This window comes from Paenibacillus caui, assembly GCF_019904135.1.
Classification (GTDB): domain Bacteria; phylum Bacillota; class Bacilli; order Paenibacillales; family Paenibacillaceae; genus Fontibacillus; species Fontibacillus caui.
Map to the genome: position 1 here is coordinate 1 of NZ_JAIOGQ010000047.1, position 19,493 is coordinate 19,493.

The window sequence follows — 19,493 nt, forward strand, 5'->3', positions numbered from 1 at the left end:
GTGACTTCCTCCATTCTGGGGTTTTTGGTTTGGTCACCGAAAAACTTCGCCAAATTGGGGTGAAGTCCCTTTTTTATGCCTGAAAATCCTTGTGGCTCAAGGGCTTATATTACTGCAAAATGCTCAATTAGTAAAGGGGATATTACACGAATGATTTATGGGTTATTTGTTAATGGGTATAAGTCGTATTCCCAGACCGAATATGTACATATCAATGAGAATGAAAAGTATAAATTTACAACTATAGTTGGTAAAAATGGTACTGGAAAAAGTGCCATTTTAGAGGCGTTGAACTTTTTCTTTAAACAAGGTGTATGGAATGAAAATAAAAGCAGTAAAAATAAGGATGATATGTTTGTTTCGCCTGTATTTCTTATTGAAAAGCAGTCATTTGATAGCTGGATTGAAAGCACAAGTGAGTTTAAGGGGAAATCTAGCAAGGTTATAGCTGGAATTAATACGATTAGTGAATTTTTATGGAATGAATCTGATGATTATTTTAAAGGTGCTACAAAAACACCGTATAATCAGGAATTTATTAGAAGAAAAAGCAGAATAAAAAGTACACACTATGAAAAATTTTATTTAATTTCGATAGGTAAAAATACTGATAGTAAAAGTACCAATAAACCCTTTTCTGGTGGCTTGAAATCTTTACAGGTTAGTGATTTAGATAACATTAATTATGCTATTGAAAACTACTACAACTATATCTATATACCTGTTGAGCAACACGCTCATAATACATTGAAAATTGAAAACATTCAGATGCAAAAAATAATGAACCAAGATGTTGTAAGAAGAATTGAAGGGTTTTTGGATAATAAAATAAATGTAGATGGCAAAAGTAAGTCATTTATTGATCATATTAATAGCCAGATGGCGACCTTTGTAGAAAAGATAAATGAAACGATTAAACAAGTAGATGAAGAATATGAGTACAAGGCTAAAAAAAATCAAAAACAAAATATAAGACCTTCAGATATACTAGAAAATATCTTAGATGCCTATTTTGTAAAAAGAACACTAAAAATTTCTGATAAAGAATTGTCAGAATTAAGTTCTGGGGAACAAAGAAGAGCTCTAATAGATATTGTTTACGCATTTCTAAAGAATAGAGGAATAGAAAAGGAATCAACCGGTAGAAACGTAATTTTGGCAATAGATGAGCCCGAGATTTCCCAAGATATAACACACTGTTTTGAGCAGTTTGAACGACTAGAGAAATTGTCCAATACTTTTGGCAATCAAGTATTAGTAACAACACACTGGTACGGTATATTACCAGTGATTGAAAATGGCACTTTATTACATATATCAGCGGATGGCAACTATAAAGGGGAAAATAGATTCTCAGTCTTTAATTTTTATAATTACCTGGACCAAAAGGAACATTTCCCAGATGATATTCAATTAAAAAGCCTTTATGATTTAGCGATTAGTCTTAACACTTATATTAAAAAGAATAATGCTAAGCATATGATTATCTGTGAAGGTGGTACAGATAAACGATATCTAGAGACGTTAGTAGATCCCTCTAAGGTTAAGATAATTCCTGTTGGTGGTATAGATAATGTTAGGAATTTATATCGGCTATTAGTTATGCCATTACAAATTGAAAGTAAGATAAGCAGTAGAAAGAAGGTACTATGTTTAACTGATACAGATGATAATGTGAGGGACAATACAGATTTATTAAAAGATAGATCAGGTGACATACAACTTAAACGCTTACAAAAAAATGATGTTACAAACGAAGTTGAATTGGTGAATTTTGATAATTACCAACCAGGTCAAAAATATTCAGTTACAAGAATTGAAGATGTTCTACATGTATCAACTTGGATCAGTTCTCTGAAAGAGGTCATTGAAAAACATTCGAAAGAAATAGTTGATATACCTTATGATGAGTATACATTTGTAGATACATTAAAATTTACAAATTTGCGAGGGGAAAACAGTATTATTTTTTCCAGTTCCATTGAGGCAGAGGCCAAAAAAATAGAATTTATTAATTTTATAGAAGATAAAAAATCAGAATTGTCAAAAGTATATATGAAAAAGTTTAGTGAATTAATAGAAGATGGTGAACTAGATAGCGTCCCACCCTTGTTCGTTGCATTAAATAAATATTTCAAAGAGGACGTACTTTATAATACAAGACCTAAAGGTCAATTAGATCTATTTCAATATTTTATTAATGGGGTCTATCAATAATTTTGTGTAAACCCTTTGACAAGGAATTCCCCCGTGATCTAGCGTAGTGGTAGCCAACCCGATCCGGAAAGGAGGACTGCTCCATTGCCAAGGGCTCGGTGTACAAATACTTTCCCTCGAAGGAGAACCTATTCTGCCACGTATTCGATGAGTGCCAGACGGCGTATTTTGACCGGGCAGAGCATCTGAAGAAAACAGAGACGGGGACTCCCAAGGAAGGGCTCGTCAAGCAGATTGTGTTCCGCTATCAGTATTTTATCGAATTCAATCGTATTTTGGTTGAGTTTACGGAGCTCCCTATTACACAGGATGCTACCTTCCGTCCGCTTCGGAATCATGTTCGCGGCCGTATGATGGAGTGGCACAAGGCTTGGCTGCTAGAAGTTTATGGTTCGCAAATTGAGCCGTTTCTGTGGGATCTGGTCTTTATATACCGTGCCATTCTTAAGGATTATCTGCTGCGCATCCTTTATGAGGTGAAGCCGTTGTCGATTGAAGATACGGCTTGGTTTATCGTCGATAAGTTGGATGCGCTCGCCGCACATATGACAAGAGCAGGCTCGAAGGCACTGCTCGGGCAAAGTTCTTACGACGCTTTCATCCACATGGGCTCGGACGACTGGCGGAGGGAAAGAGAGCAGGCTGCTGAGGAGCTGCTTGGCAGAGTGACGGCTGCACTGGAGGTCTGGCCTAACGGGAGCGCTCGGCGGAAGGATCTACAAGAGGTTATTCATCTGTTAGGCGCTGAGATTGCCCAGCCGCAGCTAAAGCGGCCGCTTATCCAGGCGCTGTGCGCCTTTTTGGAACAGGAGCAGGAGCTTAAGAGCCTGGTCATCCAGTTAAAGCAGATTGTCCTATCTGAACGGGATTGATTCAAATAAGTGACGAAAGGAGCAGCCGCGGCATGCTCCTTTCGTTATGACCGTTACAGAGAATCCTACCACAAGTAACCTCATTTTTAACAGGGCGTAGCCTTAAACCCAAGAGGGTTAGAAAAGTTGTTGTGATTTTCGTCACAGATAAAATGCTAACATCGCAAGTAATATGTTAAAATATCAGAAAAGCATTACCTCTTAATTAACTAAATAGTTACCAAGCTATGATTGCTATGGGGTCACACTATAGCAGGAGCAGCTTCTGGAGAGACCGCGGAAATTCCGCGGCGCCGAAGGGTTCACAATCTCAGGCAAAAGGACAGAAGAGTACTGGATATGTATTTGTTATGCTGATCGTTGTCAGCAGGACAAGTATGATTCGATATTCTTATGAACCGGGAGATTGGAGGACATCCAATCTCTTTTTTTTAAATATAAGACTATATAAGCTTCGCGCCTATCGTTTGGTCTTATATTTTTACGAGAAACGTACTTGCGTCTTAAAAGACGCCGTCAGGCGTTTCTTCTTATTGGCACCAATGTATTGCATTCATAAGGGGGAACTAAGTATGGCACAACCAGAATTAAAAAGAGAGCTGGCAAATCGGCATGTTCAACTCATCGCCATCGGCGGCACTATTGGTACGGGATTATTCTTGGGATCGGGCAAAGCGATTCAACAGGCAGGCCCATCCATCATGTTTACGTATTTGATCGTGGGGATCGCCGTGTTTTTCGTGATGAGGGCGCTGGGAGAACTCCTGTTGTCTAAAGCGGGTTATCAATCGTTTACGGATATTGCCGAAGACTATCTTGGATCTCGGGCCGCGTTCATCACCGGTTGGACGTATTGGTTTTGCTGGATCATGACGGCTATGGCTGATGTGATTGCTGTTGGCGTATATGTGCAGTACTGGTTCGATATCCCGCAATGGGTACCTGCTATCGTCTGCTTAATCATTTTATTGGGACTCAATCTGTTAACTGTAAAAAATTTCGGAGAGCTGGAATTTTGGTTTGCTTTAATCAAAGTGATCACGATTCTCGCCTTAATCGGTACCGGAGTCGTTTTGCTGGTCATGGGATTCAAGACGGATGCAGGATCGGTGACGGTAACAAACCTTTGGGAACACGGGGGAGTTTTTCCGAACGGCATTTCAGGCTTTTTATTTTCCTTTCAAATGGTTGTATTCGCCTATGTCGGTGTGGAATTAGTGGGGGTATCGGCAGCGGAAACATCCAATCCGGAGAAAAATATTCCATCGGCTATTAATAAAATTCCTCTACGGATTTTATTTTTCTACGTTGGCGCGCTTCTCGTCCTGCTATGCATTAACCCATGGACGGAGCTCAGTCCGGCAGAAAGTCCATTCGTTAAAACCTTTACTTTAGTAGGAATTCCGGTTGCCGCAGGGATTATTAATTTTGTCGTGTTAACTTCAGCCGCTTCCGCTTGCAACAGCGGGATGTTCTCGACAAGCCGAATTCTCTATAATTTGAGCAAGAACCGCCAGGCATCCTCTCAATTTGCCAAACTGAATAAAAATCATGTACCCGGGAACTCGTTATTCATCTCCACGCTTGTCATATCCGTTGGCGCTCTTTTGAGCAAACTCATTCCGGAGCAGGCTTTTGGAATCGTGACAACCATAAGTGCCATTTGTTTTATTTGGGTTTGGGGCGTTGTTCTCGTCTGCCATATTAGGTATAAGAAGACCCGGCCGGAATTACAGGCCAAATCCAAATTCAAGGCACCCTTCACGCCATTTATTAACTATGTGGTCTTGACGTTGTTTGCAGCGATTCTCATCATCATGCTGATCGCTAAAGAAACTCGTCCGGCTTTATTGCTCACCCCTCTATGGTTTATTCTGTTATTCCTGCTGCATTCGATTCGAAGCAAAAAGGAAAAAAGCAGCAAAATAGCGAAGAACATCAAATAGCTTTGCTGTTATGAGCGCATTGACTTCTCATGGAGTCGGTGCGTATTTTTCTGCTTGGGATCTGACAACTTGCAGTTCCCCCTAGCGGGGTGAACCGTACCACAACTAGCCCCAACCTACTGAAACAGCAAGCTAACGGATAAACCAAGCATTAATATTGCATTTACCGCCATGATTGGTTTATGCTTGGCACGAACAAGATGGGCATGAACAGCGCCCAGCATTAGAACAATAAATAGAGCGGCTGCGTAGTCCTTGTTCCCCGGAATCCAGATCGTTGTTATCATGATCAAGACGCCTATCAATTCTCCAGCGGCAACAACAAACATTGCCCACATGGGGTATTTGTATTGGTTCCAGTGATGAACCATTGAAGGAGTCTGAAACAACTTTAACGAAGCGGATATTGAAAACATAACGATTAATATGAATTGAAATAGGATGACCCAAGTTTGTTCCATCTGTCGCTCGCTCCTTTGTTTTACCCAGTTATATGTTTACTTCCAAAGATAGTCTAATTGAAGTAAACCATTGATGTATGTAGTCTAGAATACAAAGTGATAAGGAAGAGGTATTTGGAAAGGATTAAATATTTATCCAGAATTGATTGGTTTAGTGGACTTAGCGAAGAGGAATTAAGGCGCTTGGACGTTGTAACACCGATCCATACACATGGAAAGGGAGCCGTAGTTGCATCTCCTTATTTGGAGGCAAAGGTATTGTACCTTGTGAAATCAGGGAAGGTTCGTATTTATAAACTGACAGAAGAGGGGAAGGAACTGACACTTGATATTCTAAGGACAGGGCATGTCTTTGGAGAAATGACCTCCTTTAAAACCGGGTCTCATATGTACGCCGTGACGATGGAAGAATCCATCATTTGCGAGATAGACCGGCAACAATTCCACGAGATAATCAGTAAAAAATCAGAACTTGCTTTAAAATATATCGATATCGTAACAGCAAGGTTAACAGAGGTCGAGGAAATGCTCGAGTATATGGCTTATGGAAGCGTGCGAAAGCGGCTTCTGTTTTTGCTGAATAAGCTTTTGGGTAAATTCGGGTCGAATCAATTGGTTGATTCGGAGTGGGTACAATTGGAAATTGGTATCACGCATCAGGAATTAGCGAGTATGACGGGGAGTTTGAGAGAGACCGTAACTTCAATATTAAGTCAGTTGGTTTCAGAAGGTATAGTACGTAAAGAGGGGATAAGAGGAAATTATTGGATACATCAAAGACGCTTACAAGATGCGCTTTCTACATGTAGATAAAAACTTACCGTTAATTAGATATGTAACATAATTAGTTGCAAGCCAATATCCTCAAGACACCTTTCAAACTGTGACCGTAGATCGTGGGAAATGAACACGTTCGTATAGAGCGGAATAATGAGGTGAAATATTATGTCTAAAATTGACAATATGATGGCGATTCTATGGATGCTGAATTCAGGCAGGAAAATTACTGCCAAACAAATATCTGAAAAGTTAGAGATTAATATAAGGACTGTTTACCGTTATATGGATGCACTTTCTGCCAGTGGTGTACCGATTATATCTGACACAGGTCATAATGGGGGGTATACCCTGTTGAATAATTTTATTGAAAGTCCTCTTCTTTTTGATGTTGATGAGCAAACCGCATTACTTCATGCTGCTGTTTTTGCAGAAGAAGCTGGATATTTTTTAGGAGAGGCATTAAACAGAGCAACAGCAAAGCTAAAAATGTATTCAAATCAAGAGCAGGAAAGAATGATCAAGCAACATTTGGAAGGGCTTGAAGTCATAAGTCCAATTGGAAAATCATCTTTGGAGCCAATATTGAAGAAATTGGAGCAAGGTATAGTAAACGAATCATCTGTAGAAATTGAATACCATACAAGTCGTGAAGAGCAACCTAAGCGTAGGATTGTTGATCCATATGGAATTATTTATTGGAATAATAACTGGTATGTCATTGCATTTTGTCATCTAAGGAATGAAATTCGCAGTTTTAGAGTGGGGCGAATTATCCGTATTATTGAAACAGAAAGTACCTTCAATCGTCCAAAGTTTTTTTCGGCAGGTGAATTTTTTAGGAAAAGCCTGCTTCCAGAAGTAGAAGATAAGCAAGGACTTATGCCTTTAGTTGTTGGTGGTAAGACAAGTGCGTTGGATAGCTTATGCGAGCATTGGTTTTTAGGACATCATTTTAAAGAACGGACTTCAAAGAAGGTGACATTTCTACTAGAAGAAGAAGCAATTCATACGTATGTACCGTATTTACTTTTACCCTATGGCAAATCGATTCAAGTAATTGAACCCATAAGTTTAAAGCAAAAGCTAATTGAAGTTCTGTATGAGTTAATTGATTATTATCAAGCTTAAAAACTTTACTGACGGAGGATGTCAGTAAAGTTTTTTTATAATAGGGCATATCGATTAAACCATTACAAAAGGAGTGTGTGTTATGCATACGAGAAAAGTGTACCTTTATGTTTTTGATACTATGTCAGACTGGGAGGTAGGTTACTTAATTGCGGAACTAAACTCGGGAAGGTATTTTAAAAAAGAATTAGCGCCTTTAGAGGTGGTTGCAGTAGGCGTTGATAAAAATCCTGTTACTACAATGGGAGGATTGAAAATACTACCTAGTATTTCTATGGATGAGTGTATTTTGGACAGTACTGATGTTTTAGTTCTTCCGGGCGGAAATACCTGGATAGAAGCAATTCACGAACCTATATTGAAGAAAGTTTCTAAATCTTTAGAAGAAGGCACTGTTGTTGCGGCGATTTGTGGTGCAACAGTGGGACTTGCCAAGATGGGATTGCTAGACTCAAGAAGGCATACAAGCAACAATCTAGAATATATGAAAATGATTTGTCCTAATTATACTGGAGAAAAATACTATGAAATGGAACCAGCAGTAACTGATGGGAATTTAGTGACTGCATCAGGAATAGCTCCGTTGGAATTTGCGATGCATGTATTGAAGGTGCTGGATGTATTTGCACCAGAAACATTACATTCATGGTTCAATCTTTATCAGACTCATGAACCCAAATACTTCTTCGAGTTAATGAATTCTATCAAATAGCTGATAAGTAAACCCAAAATTACTTGATTATATAGAAAAAATCGCACTTATACTCCGATATTCTGATGACCACATTTTCGTTATATGTGAAAGATCAGATCAGATTACACTTGACACCATCGTATTGGTGATATAGCATTGTTTCAAATATTTAAAATACGTTGAAAAGGAATAGTACGGTTTTCCAAGCGAACAGAGAGCTGTTGGACGGTGTGAAACAGCCGTGGAGAAAATCGGAACTCACCTTGGAGTTGCTCACTGAACCAGTAAAGTAAGTGGAGCCGGAGCCTGACCGTTATCTTCAGGAGGATACAAGGTTTGTCCGTTTTTGCAAACCCGTGTCCGTAGAGTGCATGCCGACTATGGCATGAATTCGGAGTGGTACCGCGTAAGATGTCAAAGTCTTTCGTCTCTGTTTAGTGGAGATGAAAGGCTTTTTTTGCGCGTCCGATCTTTGGCAGATAAGCACAGGAAATTGATGAAGGGAAGGATATCCATGAAAAATGTTAAAAAATACACCAGAGGATATTTTATGCCGCCGGAGACAAGCTTGAATTGGACCCGGAAGGAATATATTACAGAGGCGCCGATTTGGTGCAGCGTCGACCTTCGCGACGGAAATCAGGCATTAATCGTTCCGATGAATTTAGAGGAAAAGCTGGAATACTTCAAATTGCTTGTAGATATCGGATTCAAGGAGATCGAAGTCGGATTTCCCGCAGCATCGGAAACGGAGTTCACCTTTTTGCGGACATTGATCGAGCAGGAATTGATTCCGGATGATGTAACGATCCAGGTGCTTACCCAATCGAGGGAGCATATTATCCGCAAAACCTTTGAAGCGCTGAAAGGCGCGAAAAAAGCCGTAGTACATTTGTACAATTCGACATCCGTCGCGCAGCGGGAACAGGTATTCCGCAAATCCAAAAAAGAAATTATCGAGATCGCTTTGAACGGCGCAAAGCTGTTAAAGCAGTGCGCAGAGGAAACGGAGGGGAATTTTCAGTTCCAGTATTCACCGGAAAGCTTTACAGGTACAGAAATTGATTTTGCGCTAGACATCTGCAACAGCGTGCTCGGCGTATGGCAGCCGACGGCGGAGAACCCAGTCATCATCAATCTTCCTGCAACGGTATCCATGTCGATGCCCCACGTCTACGCCAGCCAGATCGAGTATATGAGCGAGCACCTGAAGTTCCGGGAGCATGTTATTTTGTCGCTCCATCCGCATAACGACAGGGGAACAGGTGTGGCGGATGCGGAGCTGGGGGTGCTGGCCGGAGCCCAGCGCGTCGAAGGCACTTTGTTCGGAAACGGGGAAAGAACAGGGAACGTAGACATTGTGACGCTGGCTCTAAACATGTACTCACACGGGGTAGACCCGAAGCTGAATTTTGAGAACATCCCTGCGATCATCGCCGTTTATGAACAACTGACCAAAATGAGAGTAGGCGAAAGACATCCTTACGGAGGTGAGCTGGTATTCACCGCTTTCTCTGGTTCGCATCAGGATGCCATTGCTAAAGGAATGAAATGGCGCGAGGAAAAGGAGCCCCGGCATTGGTCGGTCCCTTATCTGCTGATTGATCCCAAGGACATAGGCAGGGAGTATGAAGGCGATATTATCCGCATTAATAGCCAGTCCGGCAAAGGCGGGATCGGATACGTGCTGCAGATGAAGTACGGACTCGATCTCCCGGCGAAAATGCGCGAAAACTTTGGATACTTCGTTAAAAACGTATCGGATCATCGGCAAAAGGAACTGATGCCCGATGAAATATACCATATTTTCTTGAAGGAATATGTGAATATAAAGACACCTGTCGAGTTTGTCAAATACCGCTTTACAGACAATGAAGATTTTCAAACCGTCGTCACTATACGGATCGGCAATGAAGTCAAGGAAATTGAAGGCACCGGAAACGGAAGACTCGATGCGATCAGCAATGCTCTGCAAACCTATATGGGAATGAATTATACCGATTTGATCTATAAAGAGCACGCTCTGGAAACAGGCTCTAAATCACAAGCTGTCTCTTATATCGGTATCACGGCTTCAGACGGCAGCGTATATTGGGGTTGCGGCATTGACTTGGATATTATGACCTCATCTGTAAAAGCTCTGTTTAGTGCTGTGAATCAATTTAGCCGTAATACCACTAACAGCGCTAACGGTTAGAAGCGCATCATAAATGACTTCTCCCGGCGGATAAAATCCTGGGTATCCAAAAAGTGTTTCTATAAAAAATTAGATAAATATTAAAATCTACAACCAATAGTGATACACTAAGATTAGGTCATAATTGATCCAGAAAAGGTGTGTGACTAGCTCGCGCTCTTACTGGCTGTTGCGCCTAAGCAGGAGCGCCTTACATCCTTTCTGCAAATCGTAGGGTATAAGGATGGTAAAAATGAGCAACGGACAAACGAAAACCAACGTTATTTTAATTGGTGCCGGAATCATGAGTGCGACTTTGGGTTCACTGCTGAAAGAATTAGTGCCAGACTGGGAAATCACCGTGTTTGAACGGCGCGCGAGCGCAGGAGAGGAAAGCTCTAACGAATGGAATAATGCGGGAACGGGGCATTCTTCACTGTGCGAGCTTAACTACACCGCCCTACAACCGGACGGATCCATCGATATTAGCAAAGCTATAAAAGTGAATGAAGAGTATCAGTTCTCCAAGCAGTTTTGGTCTTATCTGGTAAACAGTAATCGGATACGCAATCCGCGGGACTTTATCGTGCCAGTGCCTCATATGAGTTTTGTACAAGGGGAACAGGATGTAACGTTTTTAAAAAAACGATTTAAAGCGCTATCAGACCATCCTCTGTTTCAAGGGATGGAATTTTCCGATGACCCGGCTGAGCTGATGGAATGGATTCCGCTTATGATGAAAGACCGGGCATTGAATCAGCCCATAGCGGCAACTAGGATCGAATCGGGAACGGATGTCAACTTTGGCGCTTTAACGCGCATATTGTTTGATTACTTAAAGAGTAAGAACGTTGATATTAAGTTCAAACATCAGGTTGATGATATTAAACGTACGAGCGACGGCTCGTGGGAATTGAAAGTGCGGAATATGGATAGTGGTACCGTAGGACGCCACACGGCGAGATTCGTCTTTATCGGCGGCGGGGGAGGAAGCCTGCATTTGCTGCAGAAATCTGGTATTCCTGAAGGAAAAGGCATTGGAGGATTTCCGGTAAGCGGACTATTTATGGTGTGCCGGAAACCGGATATTGTAGCGCAGCATCATGCCAAAGTATACGGTAAAGCTGCAATTGGGGCTCCTCCCATGTCTGTTCCGCATCTTGACACAAGATTCATCGACAAGAAAGAATCGTTGTTCTTTGGACCGTTTGCCGGGTTCTCACCAAAGTTTTTAAAATTCGGGTCTGTGTTTGATTTGTTAACTTCTGTAAAACCAGATAATCTCGTCACGATGCTGGCGGCAGGCGTAAAAAACGTTTCATTGACAAAATATCTGATCGAGCAATTGATGTTATCGAAAGAGCAGCGCATGGAAGCTTTACGGGATTTTGTCCCGAACGCCAAAAGCGAAGATTGGGATTTAGTGGTAGCGGGCCAGCGTGTGCAAATTATCAAAAATACGGCTGCCGGCAAAGGAACGCTTCAATTTGGCACGGAAGTGATTAGTGCCGCTGATGGCTCGATAGCTGCATTGCTCGGCGCTTCTCCGGGTGCTTCTACCGCCGTTTCCGTCATGCTTGAGGTCATAGAAAAATGCTTCCCGCAATATATAAAAACGTGGGAACCGAAAATAAAAGAAATGATTCCTTTTTATGGTGTGTCACTGCCTGAAAACCCGGAACTTATGCATGAAATTCATACTTCAACAGCGCGGTCGCTTGGTCTAACTAATGGTGTATGGGAGCATGAGAAAAAGACTCCTGTATTGACTTAATAAAGTTTGCTAACCAGGAATCAGGCCAAGGCGGGGGAGCAGAACATTTGTTTTGCTCCTTTGAATTTTTATTCACTACCTCATGATTCCAGGGTCGGCCGAATACAGCGACTTCGACGTCTTCAAATACACAAATGAGTCCGTGTTCTTGACGTCAGGAATGCTGCGAATTTTTTGAATGATTTCCAGTAAGGAGTTTGTGTTTTGGTAGGCTACTTCAACGATAATCTCATACTTTCCCGCGCAGATCGTCAGAAACGTGATTTGTTCGTACTCGGCAAGAATGTCGGCGACCTTTTCGATATTACCCGACACCTGGATGCCGAGCATGGCTATTTGGGTTGCATTCAATTTGATTAAGTTGGGAATCGCTACGATGCGAATGTACCCTTCCCGGATCAGTCGTTGAATTCTAACGCGTACCCGAGTCTCGGACAACGATACATTTTGCGCTAGCTCCCGATATGAAATGCGTCCGTCGTTGGTCAATATTCGAATGAGTTGATGATCTACCTCGTCAGGAACGTATTCATGATTCGCAGCTTTTGTCATAGTGACTCACCTTTATGAATTTGATTATGTAGATTGTCTAATTTTATCGTATTGAAATTAGAATAACAATTATTTTCACAAAAAAGAAAAGCGAAGCCCGAAAAATCGGCAGCTTCGCTATGTTTCGTTTCGTTATTCATAACTATTCAGACTTGAGTCCCAGCAACCGTTCCAGAATCACTGCCGCTTCAGCCCGTGTCGACGCGGCGGTCGGTTCGAAACGGTTCTCGCTTCGCCCGTTCATCAGCTGCGCCTTCGTCACGGCCAGGACGGAAGCCGACGCCCATTCAGGGATTTCATCGCTGTCGGTAAACACAAGCTCCGCTCGTTGGTCTTGTGCCAAGCCGGCCGCTTTCCCGAGCAGTATAGCCATCTCCGCGCGAGTAATTGACTGATTCGGACGGAATGTCCCGTCCTCGTAGCCAGTAACGATACCGAGATGAACCGCTGCCGCGATTTCCTCCCTCGCCCATTCCGGAATATTCGCCTGATCGGTAAAGCTCAGCCCGTTGTTACTGCTCTGCAGCTGCAGCGTTCGGACGAGCAACCCGATAAATTCCGTTCGTGTAATCGGTTCATCCGGGCGGAACTTCCGATCCGGATCGCCCGTTACAAGTCCCTTACTGAATGCTTCCTGGATCTGCACCTCCGCCCAATGTTCTTTGATATCTTCAAGCATCGCAGCCGGCTCCGGATTGGCGCCAGATGAAACCCCTGCAAGCAACGAAGGTGTCAGCTTAGGCGCCTTGCGGTTCCGTGTGGATTCCTGCAAGTCGTAAGCAAGGCTGAGCAGCTCGGCATCAGCGTACTTCGAACCGAGCAAGCTGATCCCGACCGGGAAGTCATCGGCGAACCCGGCCGGTACGGTGACAACGGGGCGTCCGGTGTAGTTAGCCCAGCCGCAATGGGTTCCGACCTGTTCGGGGTCGATGAGCACGGCCGGGTCTTCGTGGACCTTCGCTGGCGGAGCAGCGACGGTCGGATATGCTAGTGCGTCGAGCTGGTATCCGGAGAAAATTCCGTCTACGCCTTCCGCGAACTTCTTCCGGGCGTCGACTGCGGCCGGGAAGCCTACGGGGTCGCGCGGCTGGTTGTCATCCCATGACACCCATTCTTTAGCGGTTTTCTCCATGTTGGGGCTGCCGGCGATGATGTCGCCGAAGTTGATTTTGTCAAAAGGCTCGGTCAGTGCGGCCAAACCCGCGGGCCACTCCGCTTTGGTGCGTACGAAGTAATCTTCGTGTCCGGTTGTCGCCCAATAAGATGCGTCCGCTGGGGCGTAGGTGTTCCACCAGCTCCGATTCAGCGGGATTTTTACTACCGTGGCGCCTTGAGCTTCCAGCTCGGCGACCGCTTTGTCGACAACCGAGAGGGTGGCATCGGATTCTGTACCCGGGATAAAGTCGTACCCGCCGAACGGCGCGACTACGTACCCGACCCGCGCGCCCTTGAGAGACGTATCAGACAGCGAATCGACATACGATTTCGGTTTGTTGGCATCCGCATTGGCGGTCCAGGGGTCCTTAGGATCGGTTCCGGCGATCACGTCGAGCAGCACGGCCGCGTCCTGGACCGACAGCGCAAGCGGTCCAATCGCATCGCCGAGCGGGTTGTAGTCGACCCCCGCCATGGAGCCGAGCCCGATCGTCGGACGGAAGCCAACTAGGTTCGTAAACGCGGAGACGTCGGTAATGGAGCCGCAAGACTCGGTTCCGAGGCCAATCGCCGCAAAGCTCGCGGCAACCGCGGCGCCCGTGCCGCCGCTGGACCCGTTGATATTTTTCTCGGGGTCGTACGGGTTATATGTCCGGCCGTGGACGGAGCTGACGGTGTCCCAGAACATGGCGAACTCGGCCATATTCGTCTTCCCTAAGATGATTGCTCCTGCGTCTTTCAGCCGCTTGACGGCAGTCGCATCCTCCAGCGGTTGATAGGTCGCGAGAGCTTGATTGCCATGGCTGGTAGGCATATCGGCCGTATTAATGTTGTCCTTTACGAGAACGGGGATGCCGTGCAGCGGGCCGCGAACCTTGCCGCTCGCACGCTCGGCGTCAAGCTCGGCAGCTTGGGCGAGCGCATCTTCGTTGAGCGTCACGATGGTGCCCAAGCCCGGTTTGCCGTTGATCTCTTTGTCATATGCTTTGATCCGGTCGAGGTACTGCTGGACGGCCTCAACGCTGGTAATCTCCCCGGCTTCCAAAGCATCGGCCAGCCTGACGACACCGAGGTCGACAACATCGACATCGCTTGCCGCAAACGAAGTCCCAGGCAGTGGGCCCGTAAAGAGGAGCGCGCTAATGATCGCCACAGGTACAAGGCGCCTAGCGACGGTTCTTGTAAGACGGGAAATGGACACGCCTTTGGATCGTTTTACGTCCGAAATTGATGATAGGTTCATGTAAACTTTTAATTTTTTGAGCAAATGCAGAACCTCCAGTTACGTTTATTTCGAACATGATACAACAGTATGATAATATTAAACAGTTTGCATTTTGGCGTTTTTCGCCTCTTAGGCATCAGAAGTTTTCGATCCTTTATTCTTGTTGTAGCTGCATGAGAACAAGGTATTTTAAAAACAACATACAGTTAATGACAAAAATACACCGAAGTATATGAATAAGTAGCATATTTTAGGAGAGGAATCCGTCGCTTTTTATCAAATTAGCGGCGAATTCACAGGCTACAAAAAGTTAATTTACCTAACATAAGGGTATCATTGACTATGGTAAACTCTGATCCAAACGATGTCATTTACAGCAATATATTTCTAGACGGGGTGGGTCATTTTCACACCGGCGCCGACGGGGCAATTATAGTCGTTACATTTTGCCAAGGTTGTTTTGGTAATATCGTATTTTTTAGCTGCAGCCTTAACGCCAATCTGATCACTTTCAATTTTCTTGTAGAACGGCGAGTTTCTCTGACGCACTATATTGTACTTTTGGTATGAAAAAGATCCCCTCACAGCAGCAGGTTTGATTATTTAACCTGTTACTATAAGGGGAGCCTATCACATTAAGGAGGGCCTCTTTCCTATAAATCTTAAGAGTAATTAATAATTACCTAATTAATTGTATATATTAAATGCTCCCTTGCTACTTATAGAACCAATATTCTTTACTAAAACTCTATAAGTAGAACCTGCTGAAGTGTTATTGAATTGCATGCTGAACCATTCTCCTGATTGATATACAGTACCGTAATAAGATAATGCACTTTCTTGACTGTAACTTGTACTTCCGGTTTTTAACATAAGATCATATTCAATGTATGGTTCTTCACTGTAATCAGAAACTGGTTGCTGCCAACCGCTAATTGTCAAGTTGTAGAGTGCGTTATAAGTAAACTCTGGTCCTACATACGTTGAACTTCCAGCTGAAATCCCTGAAGTCCAATCACCAACTGCAACAGTAGAAGCGGCAGTAATTGTGTTAATAGATTGGATTGGTGAAGAATTAACAATTTCATAATTCCAATTACCATTACTATCTTTAAAGAATGCAACTAATTCTAGGTTTAGTTTCCATGTCCCGGCATCTTTAATAATATGGATAGGGTATTTAGGGTAATCTTCATTATCATCGTAAGTTACATCGATGTTCGCAGTATATTCACTACCAGATATTTTTTGTACGTCTGAAACTTCAAAGGATATTATTTGCTTTGCAGATTCTCCCAAATAATGTGCTTTTGTTTCTTTATCTGGGTACAAACTATCAGTAGAAACATCAAGCATTGTTGTTAAATCATGATTTTTTTCAGCATTAAAATATTTTTGAACTGTACTAACAACTTCTAGTTCCTCTTTACTTGCAAAGTTATCAATATTTTTCAAAAAAAGGATAATATTTCTTTTTCTTTAATATATATTCCTTTTTAGTTTGTTTTAAAATTCTTTTAAATGATGGATCAAAAAATACCTTTGTAACAACAATGTCTTACTGTTCATTTAAAAGGGATCAGAGACTATAAAATCTCATAAAAATTTTTAATATAAGCTAATGTTTTTGTGTGCAAAATAACATTATTGTAAATTGTAATCCCAATGCATAGCAGCAATATGGCTATAACACTGGTTCTAAATTTTGTTTTTTTTAAGCTAGTGATAAATAGTCCGCATAGAAGAAAGAATGCGAACAAATAATGACCAGCGTACAAATACATGTCATAATTAAATGCTTTTAGTCCGTATCCTTCCAAAATATGTAGCGAAAAAGCGAAAGCTGGATACATAAATAAGACCCAGGCCTCTCTGGTTTTTATTTTTATTAAAAAGCCCAAACCGGCAGCAACTATCATGGTAAAGCCAGTAATCGAAACATATATTGGATAACTTTTATTTAGGTCTGTAGCAAAAGCAACAATTTTAGGATCAACCATAGCAATGACAGGAGTCAATATTGGACTTATTACTAACATATATATAGCTTTCCAGTGCTGTTGAAAAGAAAATGTTCCAACGTAACTATACCCGCCATTGTTAATACTTTTGCTGATATTATTGATCCAAGAATGTTTATTAAAAATAATATTTTGAGCAATTGTTAATATTACTACCAATGTTAAAAACACAGAAAGGATTACTAAAAATTTTAATATTGTTTTTTTGTAATGTTTACTAATCAAATTAAAAAACAAGGCTCCGGCAGTTGGTAAAACATTCGTTGAAGTGATTGAAAAGTTGAAAAGTAACAAGATTGCAGAGGGAAGGGTTCGTGTCTTATCTAATTTTCTACTATACTGTAAATACAAAACAGAAATGATTAAAATTAATTGTGCATATGGGTAGGAATCCGGAATAAAAGCTGTAAATATATTATAAGAACTAATACCAAAGAAAATCGCAATCATAAGCGGGATAAAATAAGTTGAGCTACATTTCTGTAAATAAAAATACAAACACAAAACAGATAAAGAATTTATAGCTGATTGAATAAAAAGAAATAACAGGTTGCCTACTGAAAGTTTAGCTATCATGGTTAAAGTACCTGTTACTATATTAAAAAGTGGATGAATAATAGAAGAGTTATTGAATCCATAATACATAGACGGATCAAAATTAAATAGATTTAATCCAAACGGAACGCCATAAAAAGGGTTATGTTCACTTAATATTTTTGTATGTTCCGACATAAATAATATATATGGAATATTTATGAAAAAATAAAAGATATAAAAGCTGGAAAATATTAAAATTGCTCTACAAATATCTTTTTTTGAATTTAAATAATAACTAATAAAATTCATTGTCAGACCTCCAAAGCTAATTAACTAGAATATATATTCCTGTCGTGATAACTACTATCCCAATAATTTGGTATCTGCCAACTTTCTCTTTAAAAAACCAACGGGCAAAAAATAATGTCCAAATAAAGGTAAACGCATTGGCAGGCATTACAACTGTGTAAGGTAATTTCTTAAGTAAATAAATGTTTAACAAAGATCCTAAGCCATAACTTAGCAGCCCACCAAATATATATTTTGTCTTCTTTTGTGTTGCTCCCATCTTAAAAAAAACGCCACCTATAGAACCTAACAGTGTCATCATAATAATAAGTGCTAAAATTTTACTTGTCATAGGATGAAATAGCTATTCCTGTTATTAATAAAATCACGGCTATAATTTTTTTATAATCGATAGACTCATGTAAAAAGAAATAGCCAATTAATAATGCAAAAATATAACTCGTACTCAATAACGGATAGGCAACGGAGAGTTTTTCAATGGAAAAGGATTTAAACATAAATATTGAACTAATACCATAGCATCCAAAACCGAGTATCAGATAAAAAATATTTATGCTTCCCCATTTCCAATAGAGTTGACCTATTGCTGTGAATAGGGAAGAAAAAATCATATATGACTTTCCGTTAACGAGCAGCTTGTACATTTAATTAGCTTCCTTTCTATAATTATTAGTAGGAAATAATGTTATTCAAAAACAGAAAAAATAATGACTAATGTGATTACATATAAAATAACAGTAATTAGGATAGGTTTATCTTCAAACAGGATTTTATCAGGCGCTCCTCCTTTCTGTTCAATATGAATCAGATAAAGATAGCGAAATATTCCAAATATAACAAAAGGAATTGTCAACATTAAATATTGAGTTCGTCCAGAAGTAAACGTAAACAATGAGTAACAAAGTATAGTTGAAGTGGTTACTATACTATTTAACTGGTCTAGCAAAGGAATTGAGTACCTTTTCAAAACTATTCTGTGTGTGTCCCCTTCTCTCAATAAAAATAACTCGTGTCTTCGTTTTCCAATAGCAAGGAACAAAGATAAGAGTAAGATACACATCAGAAACCATGGTGTGATAATAACAAAACCACCTGCTATAGCTCTAATAACAAATCCTGCAGCAATAGACATAATATCAATTATTACAACATGCTTAAGTTTTATTGAATAAGCTACATTCAGTATAAAGTAACAAAGAAGAATTAATAAAAATGATGCATTAAGGAAAAGGGCTATAACAAAAGAACAAAAAAATAAAAAGAAAGCAAAAAAAAGAGCAATAGTTGAATTTAACATACCAGAAGCAATGGGACGTTCTTTTTTAATGGGGTGTTTTTGATCGGCTTCCCTATCATAGAAATCATTAATAATATAGACACAACCTGATATAAAACAAAATAAAATAAAACCAATCAATAAATGGAATAGATTAGTAATTGTAATTTTCTGAAGAGAAAACAATAAGGCAGAAAATACAAGTAGATTTTTACTCCATTGATTAGGACGCATTTCTTTAAATGAGCATTTTGCAGTAATATAAGCCCTTGAGCCACAAGGATTTTCAGGCATAAAAAAGGGACTTCACCCCAATTTGGCGAAGTTTTTCGGTGACCAAACCAAAAACCCCAGAATGGAGGAAGTCACC

Annotated in this window: 16 protein-coding genes, 1 riboswitch and 1 other annotated feature; of the genes, 8 read left to right on the forward strand and 8 right to left on the reverse strand. The window is 41.1% G+C overall.

Features of this window, described 5'->3' with window-relative positions:
* The first annotated feature begins 75 nt into the window (after nucleotides 1-75).
* The 3 genes from K7397_RS19830 to K7397_RS19840 all read left to right on the forward strand — a co-directional run bounded on the left by K7397_RS19830 (nucleotide 76) and on the right by K7397_RS19840 (nucleotide 5,035).
* Nucleotides 76-2,217: an AAA family ATPase gene (locus K7397_RS19830; RefSeq protein ID WP_223070352.1), complete on the forward strand. Its 2,142-nt coding sequence runs from the start codon at nucleotides 76-78 to the stop codon at nucleotides 2,215-2,217.
* 98 nt (nucleotides 2,218-2,315) lie between these two features.
* On the forward strand, nucleotides 2,316-3,089 hold the full coding sequence (locus K7397_RS19835) for a hypothetical protein (protein ID WP_223070353.1): 774 nt from the start codon (nucleotides 2,316-2,318) through the stop codon (nucleotides 3,087-3,089).
* A 255-nt stretch (nucleotides 3,090-3,344) separates the two neighbouring features.
* Nucleotides 3,345-3,425, forward strand: a riboswitch (glycine riboswitch).
* A gap of 236 nt (nucleotides 3,426-3,661) precedes the next feature.
* Entirely contained in the window at nucleotides 3,662-5,035 is a 1,374-nt protein-coding gene (locus K7397_RS19840; RefSeq protein ID WP_223070354.1) for an amino acid permease, read from the forward strand.
* 116 nt (nucleotides 5,036-5,151) lie between these two features.
* Here the strand turns inward: K7397_RS19840 and K7397_RS19845 are convergent, their stop codons facing one another.
* Entirely contained in the window at nucleotides 5,152-5,496 is a 345-nt protein-coding gene (locus tag K7397_RS19845; RefSeq protein WP_223070355.1) for a DoxX family protein, read from the reverse strand.
* A 114-nt stretch (nucleotides 5,497-5,610) separates the two neighbouring features.
* Between K7397_RS19845 and K7397_RS19850 the strand changes: the two genes are divergently transcribed.
* The 5 genes from K7397_RS19850 to K7397_RS19870 all read left to right on the forward strand — a co-directional run bounded on the left by K7397_RS19850 (nucleotide 5,611) and on the right by K7397_RS19870 (nucleotide 12,048).
* Nucleotides 5,611-6,309, forward strand: coding sequence for a Crp/Fnr family transcriptional regulator (locus tag K7397_RS19850; protein ID WP_223070356.1), 699 nt, complete (start codon nucleotides 5,611-5,613; stop codon nucleotides 6,307-6,309).
* A 132-nt stretch (nucleotides 6,310-6,441) separates the two neighbouring features.
* Complete coding sequence (locus K7397_RS19855) at nucleotides 6,442-7,404, forward strand: helix-turn-helix transcriptional regulator (RefSeq protein ID WP_223070357.1); 963 nt, start codon at nucleotides 6,442-6,444, stop codon at nucleotides 7,402-7,404.
* An 82-nt stretch (nucleotides 7,405-7,486) separates the two neighbouring features.
* The gene (locus K7397_RS19860) at nucleotides 7,487-8,116 is read left to right on the forward strand and encodes a type 1 glutamine amidotransferase family protein (protein WP_223070358.1); all 630 of its coding nucleotides are present in this window, start codon (nucleotides 7,487-7,489) and stop codon (nucleotides 8,114-8,116) included.
* Between the two features lie 152 nt (nucleotides 8,117-8,268).
* Nucleotides 8,269-8,533 (forward strand) — a binding site (T-box leader).
* Nucleotides 8,534-8,612: 79 nt separating this feature from the next.
* Nucleotides 8,613-10,295, forward strand: coding sequence for a 2-isopropylmalate synthase (gene leuA / locus K7397_RS19865; RefSeq protein ID WP_223070359.1), 1,683 nt, complete (start codon nucleotides 8,613-8,615; stop codon nucleotides 10,293-10,295).
* A gap of 232 nt (nucleotides 10,296-10,527) precedes the next feature.
* A complete protein-coding gene (locus K7397_RS19870) occupies nucleotides 10,528-12,048 on the forward strand; it encodes a malate:quinone oxidoreductase (RefSeq protein WP_223070360.1) in 1,521 nt (506 codons plus the stop codon).
* Nucleotides 12,049-12,123: 75 nt separating this feature from the next.
* Here the strand turns inward: K7397_RS19870 and K7397_RS19875 are convergent, their stop codons facing one another.
* The 7 genes from K7397_RS19875 to K7397_RS19905 all read right to left on the reverse strand — a co-directional run bounded on the left by K7397_RS19875 (nucleotide 12,124) and on the right by K7397_RS19905 (nucleotide 19,417).
* On the reverse strand, nucleotides 12,124-12,600 hold the full coding sequence (locus tag K7397_RS19875) for an Lrp/AsnC family transcriptional regulator (RefSeq protein WP_223070361.1): 477 nt from the start codon (nucleotides 12,598-12,600) through the stop codon (nucleotides 12,124-12,126).
* Nucleotides 12,601-12,742: 142 nt separating this feature from the next.
* Complete coding sequence (locus tag K7397_RS19880; protein WP_223070362.1) at nucleotides 12,743-15,022, reverse strand: amidase family protein; 2,280 nt, start codon at nucleotides 15,020-15,022, stop codon at nucleotides 12,743-12,745.
* Nucleotides 15,023-15,667: 645 nt separating this feature from the next.
* Nucleotides 15,668-16,435 (reverse strand): hypothetical protein, encoded by a 768-nt coding sequence (locus K7397_RS19885; RefSeq protein ID WP_223070363.1) that lies wholly within the window; start codon nucleotides 16,433-16,435, stop codon nucleotides 15,668-15,670.
* A 131-nt stretch (nucleotides 16,436-16,566) separates the two neighbouring features.
* Complete coding sequence (locus tag K7397_RS19890) at nucleotides 16,567-17,847, reverse strand: DUF6080 domain-containing protein (RefSeq protein WP_223070364.1); 1,281 nt, start codon at nucleotides 17,845-17,847, stop codon at nucleotides 16,567-16,569.
* 16 nt (nucleotides 17,848-17,863) lie between these two features.
* Nucleotides 17,864-18,178, reverse strand: a complete 315-nt coding sequence (locus K7397_RS19895) for an EamA family transporter (RefSeq protein ID WP_223070365.1) — start codon at nucleotides 18,176-18,178, stop codon at nucleotides 17,864-17,866.
* Nucleotides 18,168-18,491: an EamA family transporter gene (locus tag K7397_RS19900; protein ID WP_223070366.1), complete on the reverse strand. Its 324-nt coding sequence runs from the start codon at nucleotides 18,489-18,491 to the stop codon at nucleotides 18,168-18,170. Before K7397_RS19900 ends, K7397_RS19895 begins: the two co-directional genes overlap by 11 nt.
* A 41-nt stretch (nucleotides 18,492-18,532) precedes the next feature.
* Nucleotides 18,533-19,417, reverse strand: a complete 885-nt coding sequence (locus tag K7397_RS19905) for a decaprenyl-phosphate phosphoribosyltransferase (protein WP_223070367.1) — start codon at nucleotides 19,415-19,417, stop codon at nucleotides 18,533-18,535.
* Nucleotides 19,418-19,493: the final 76 nt, after the last annotated feature.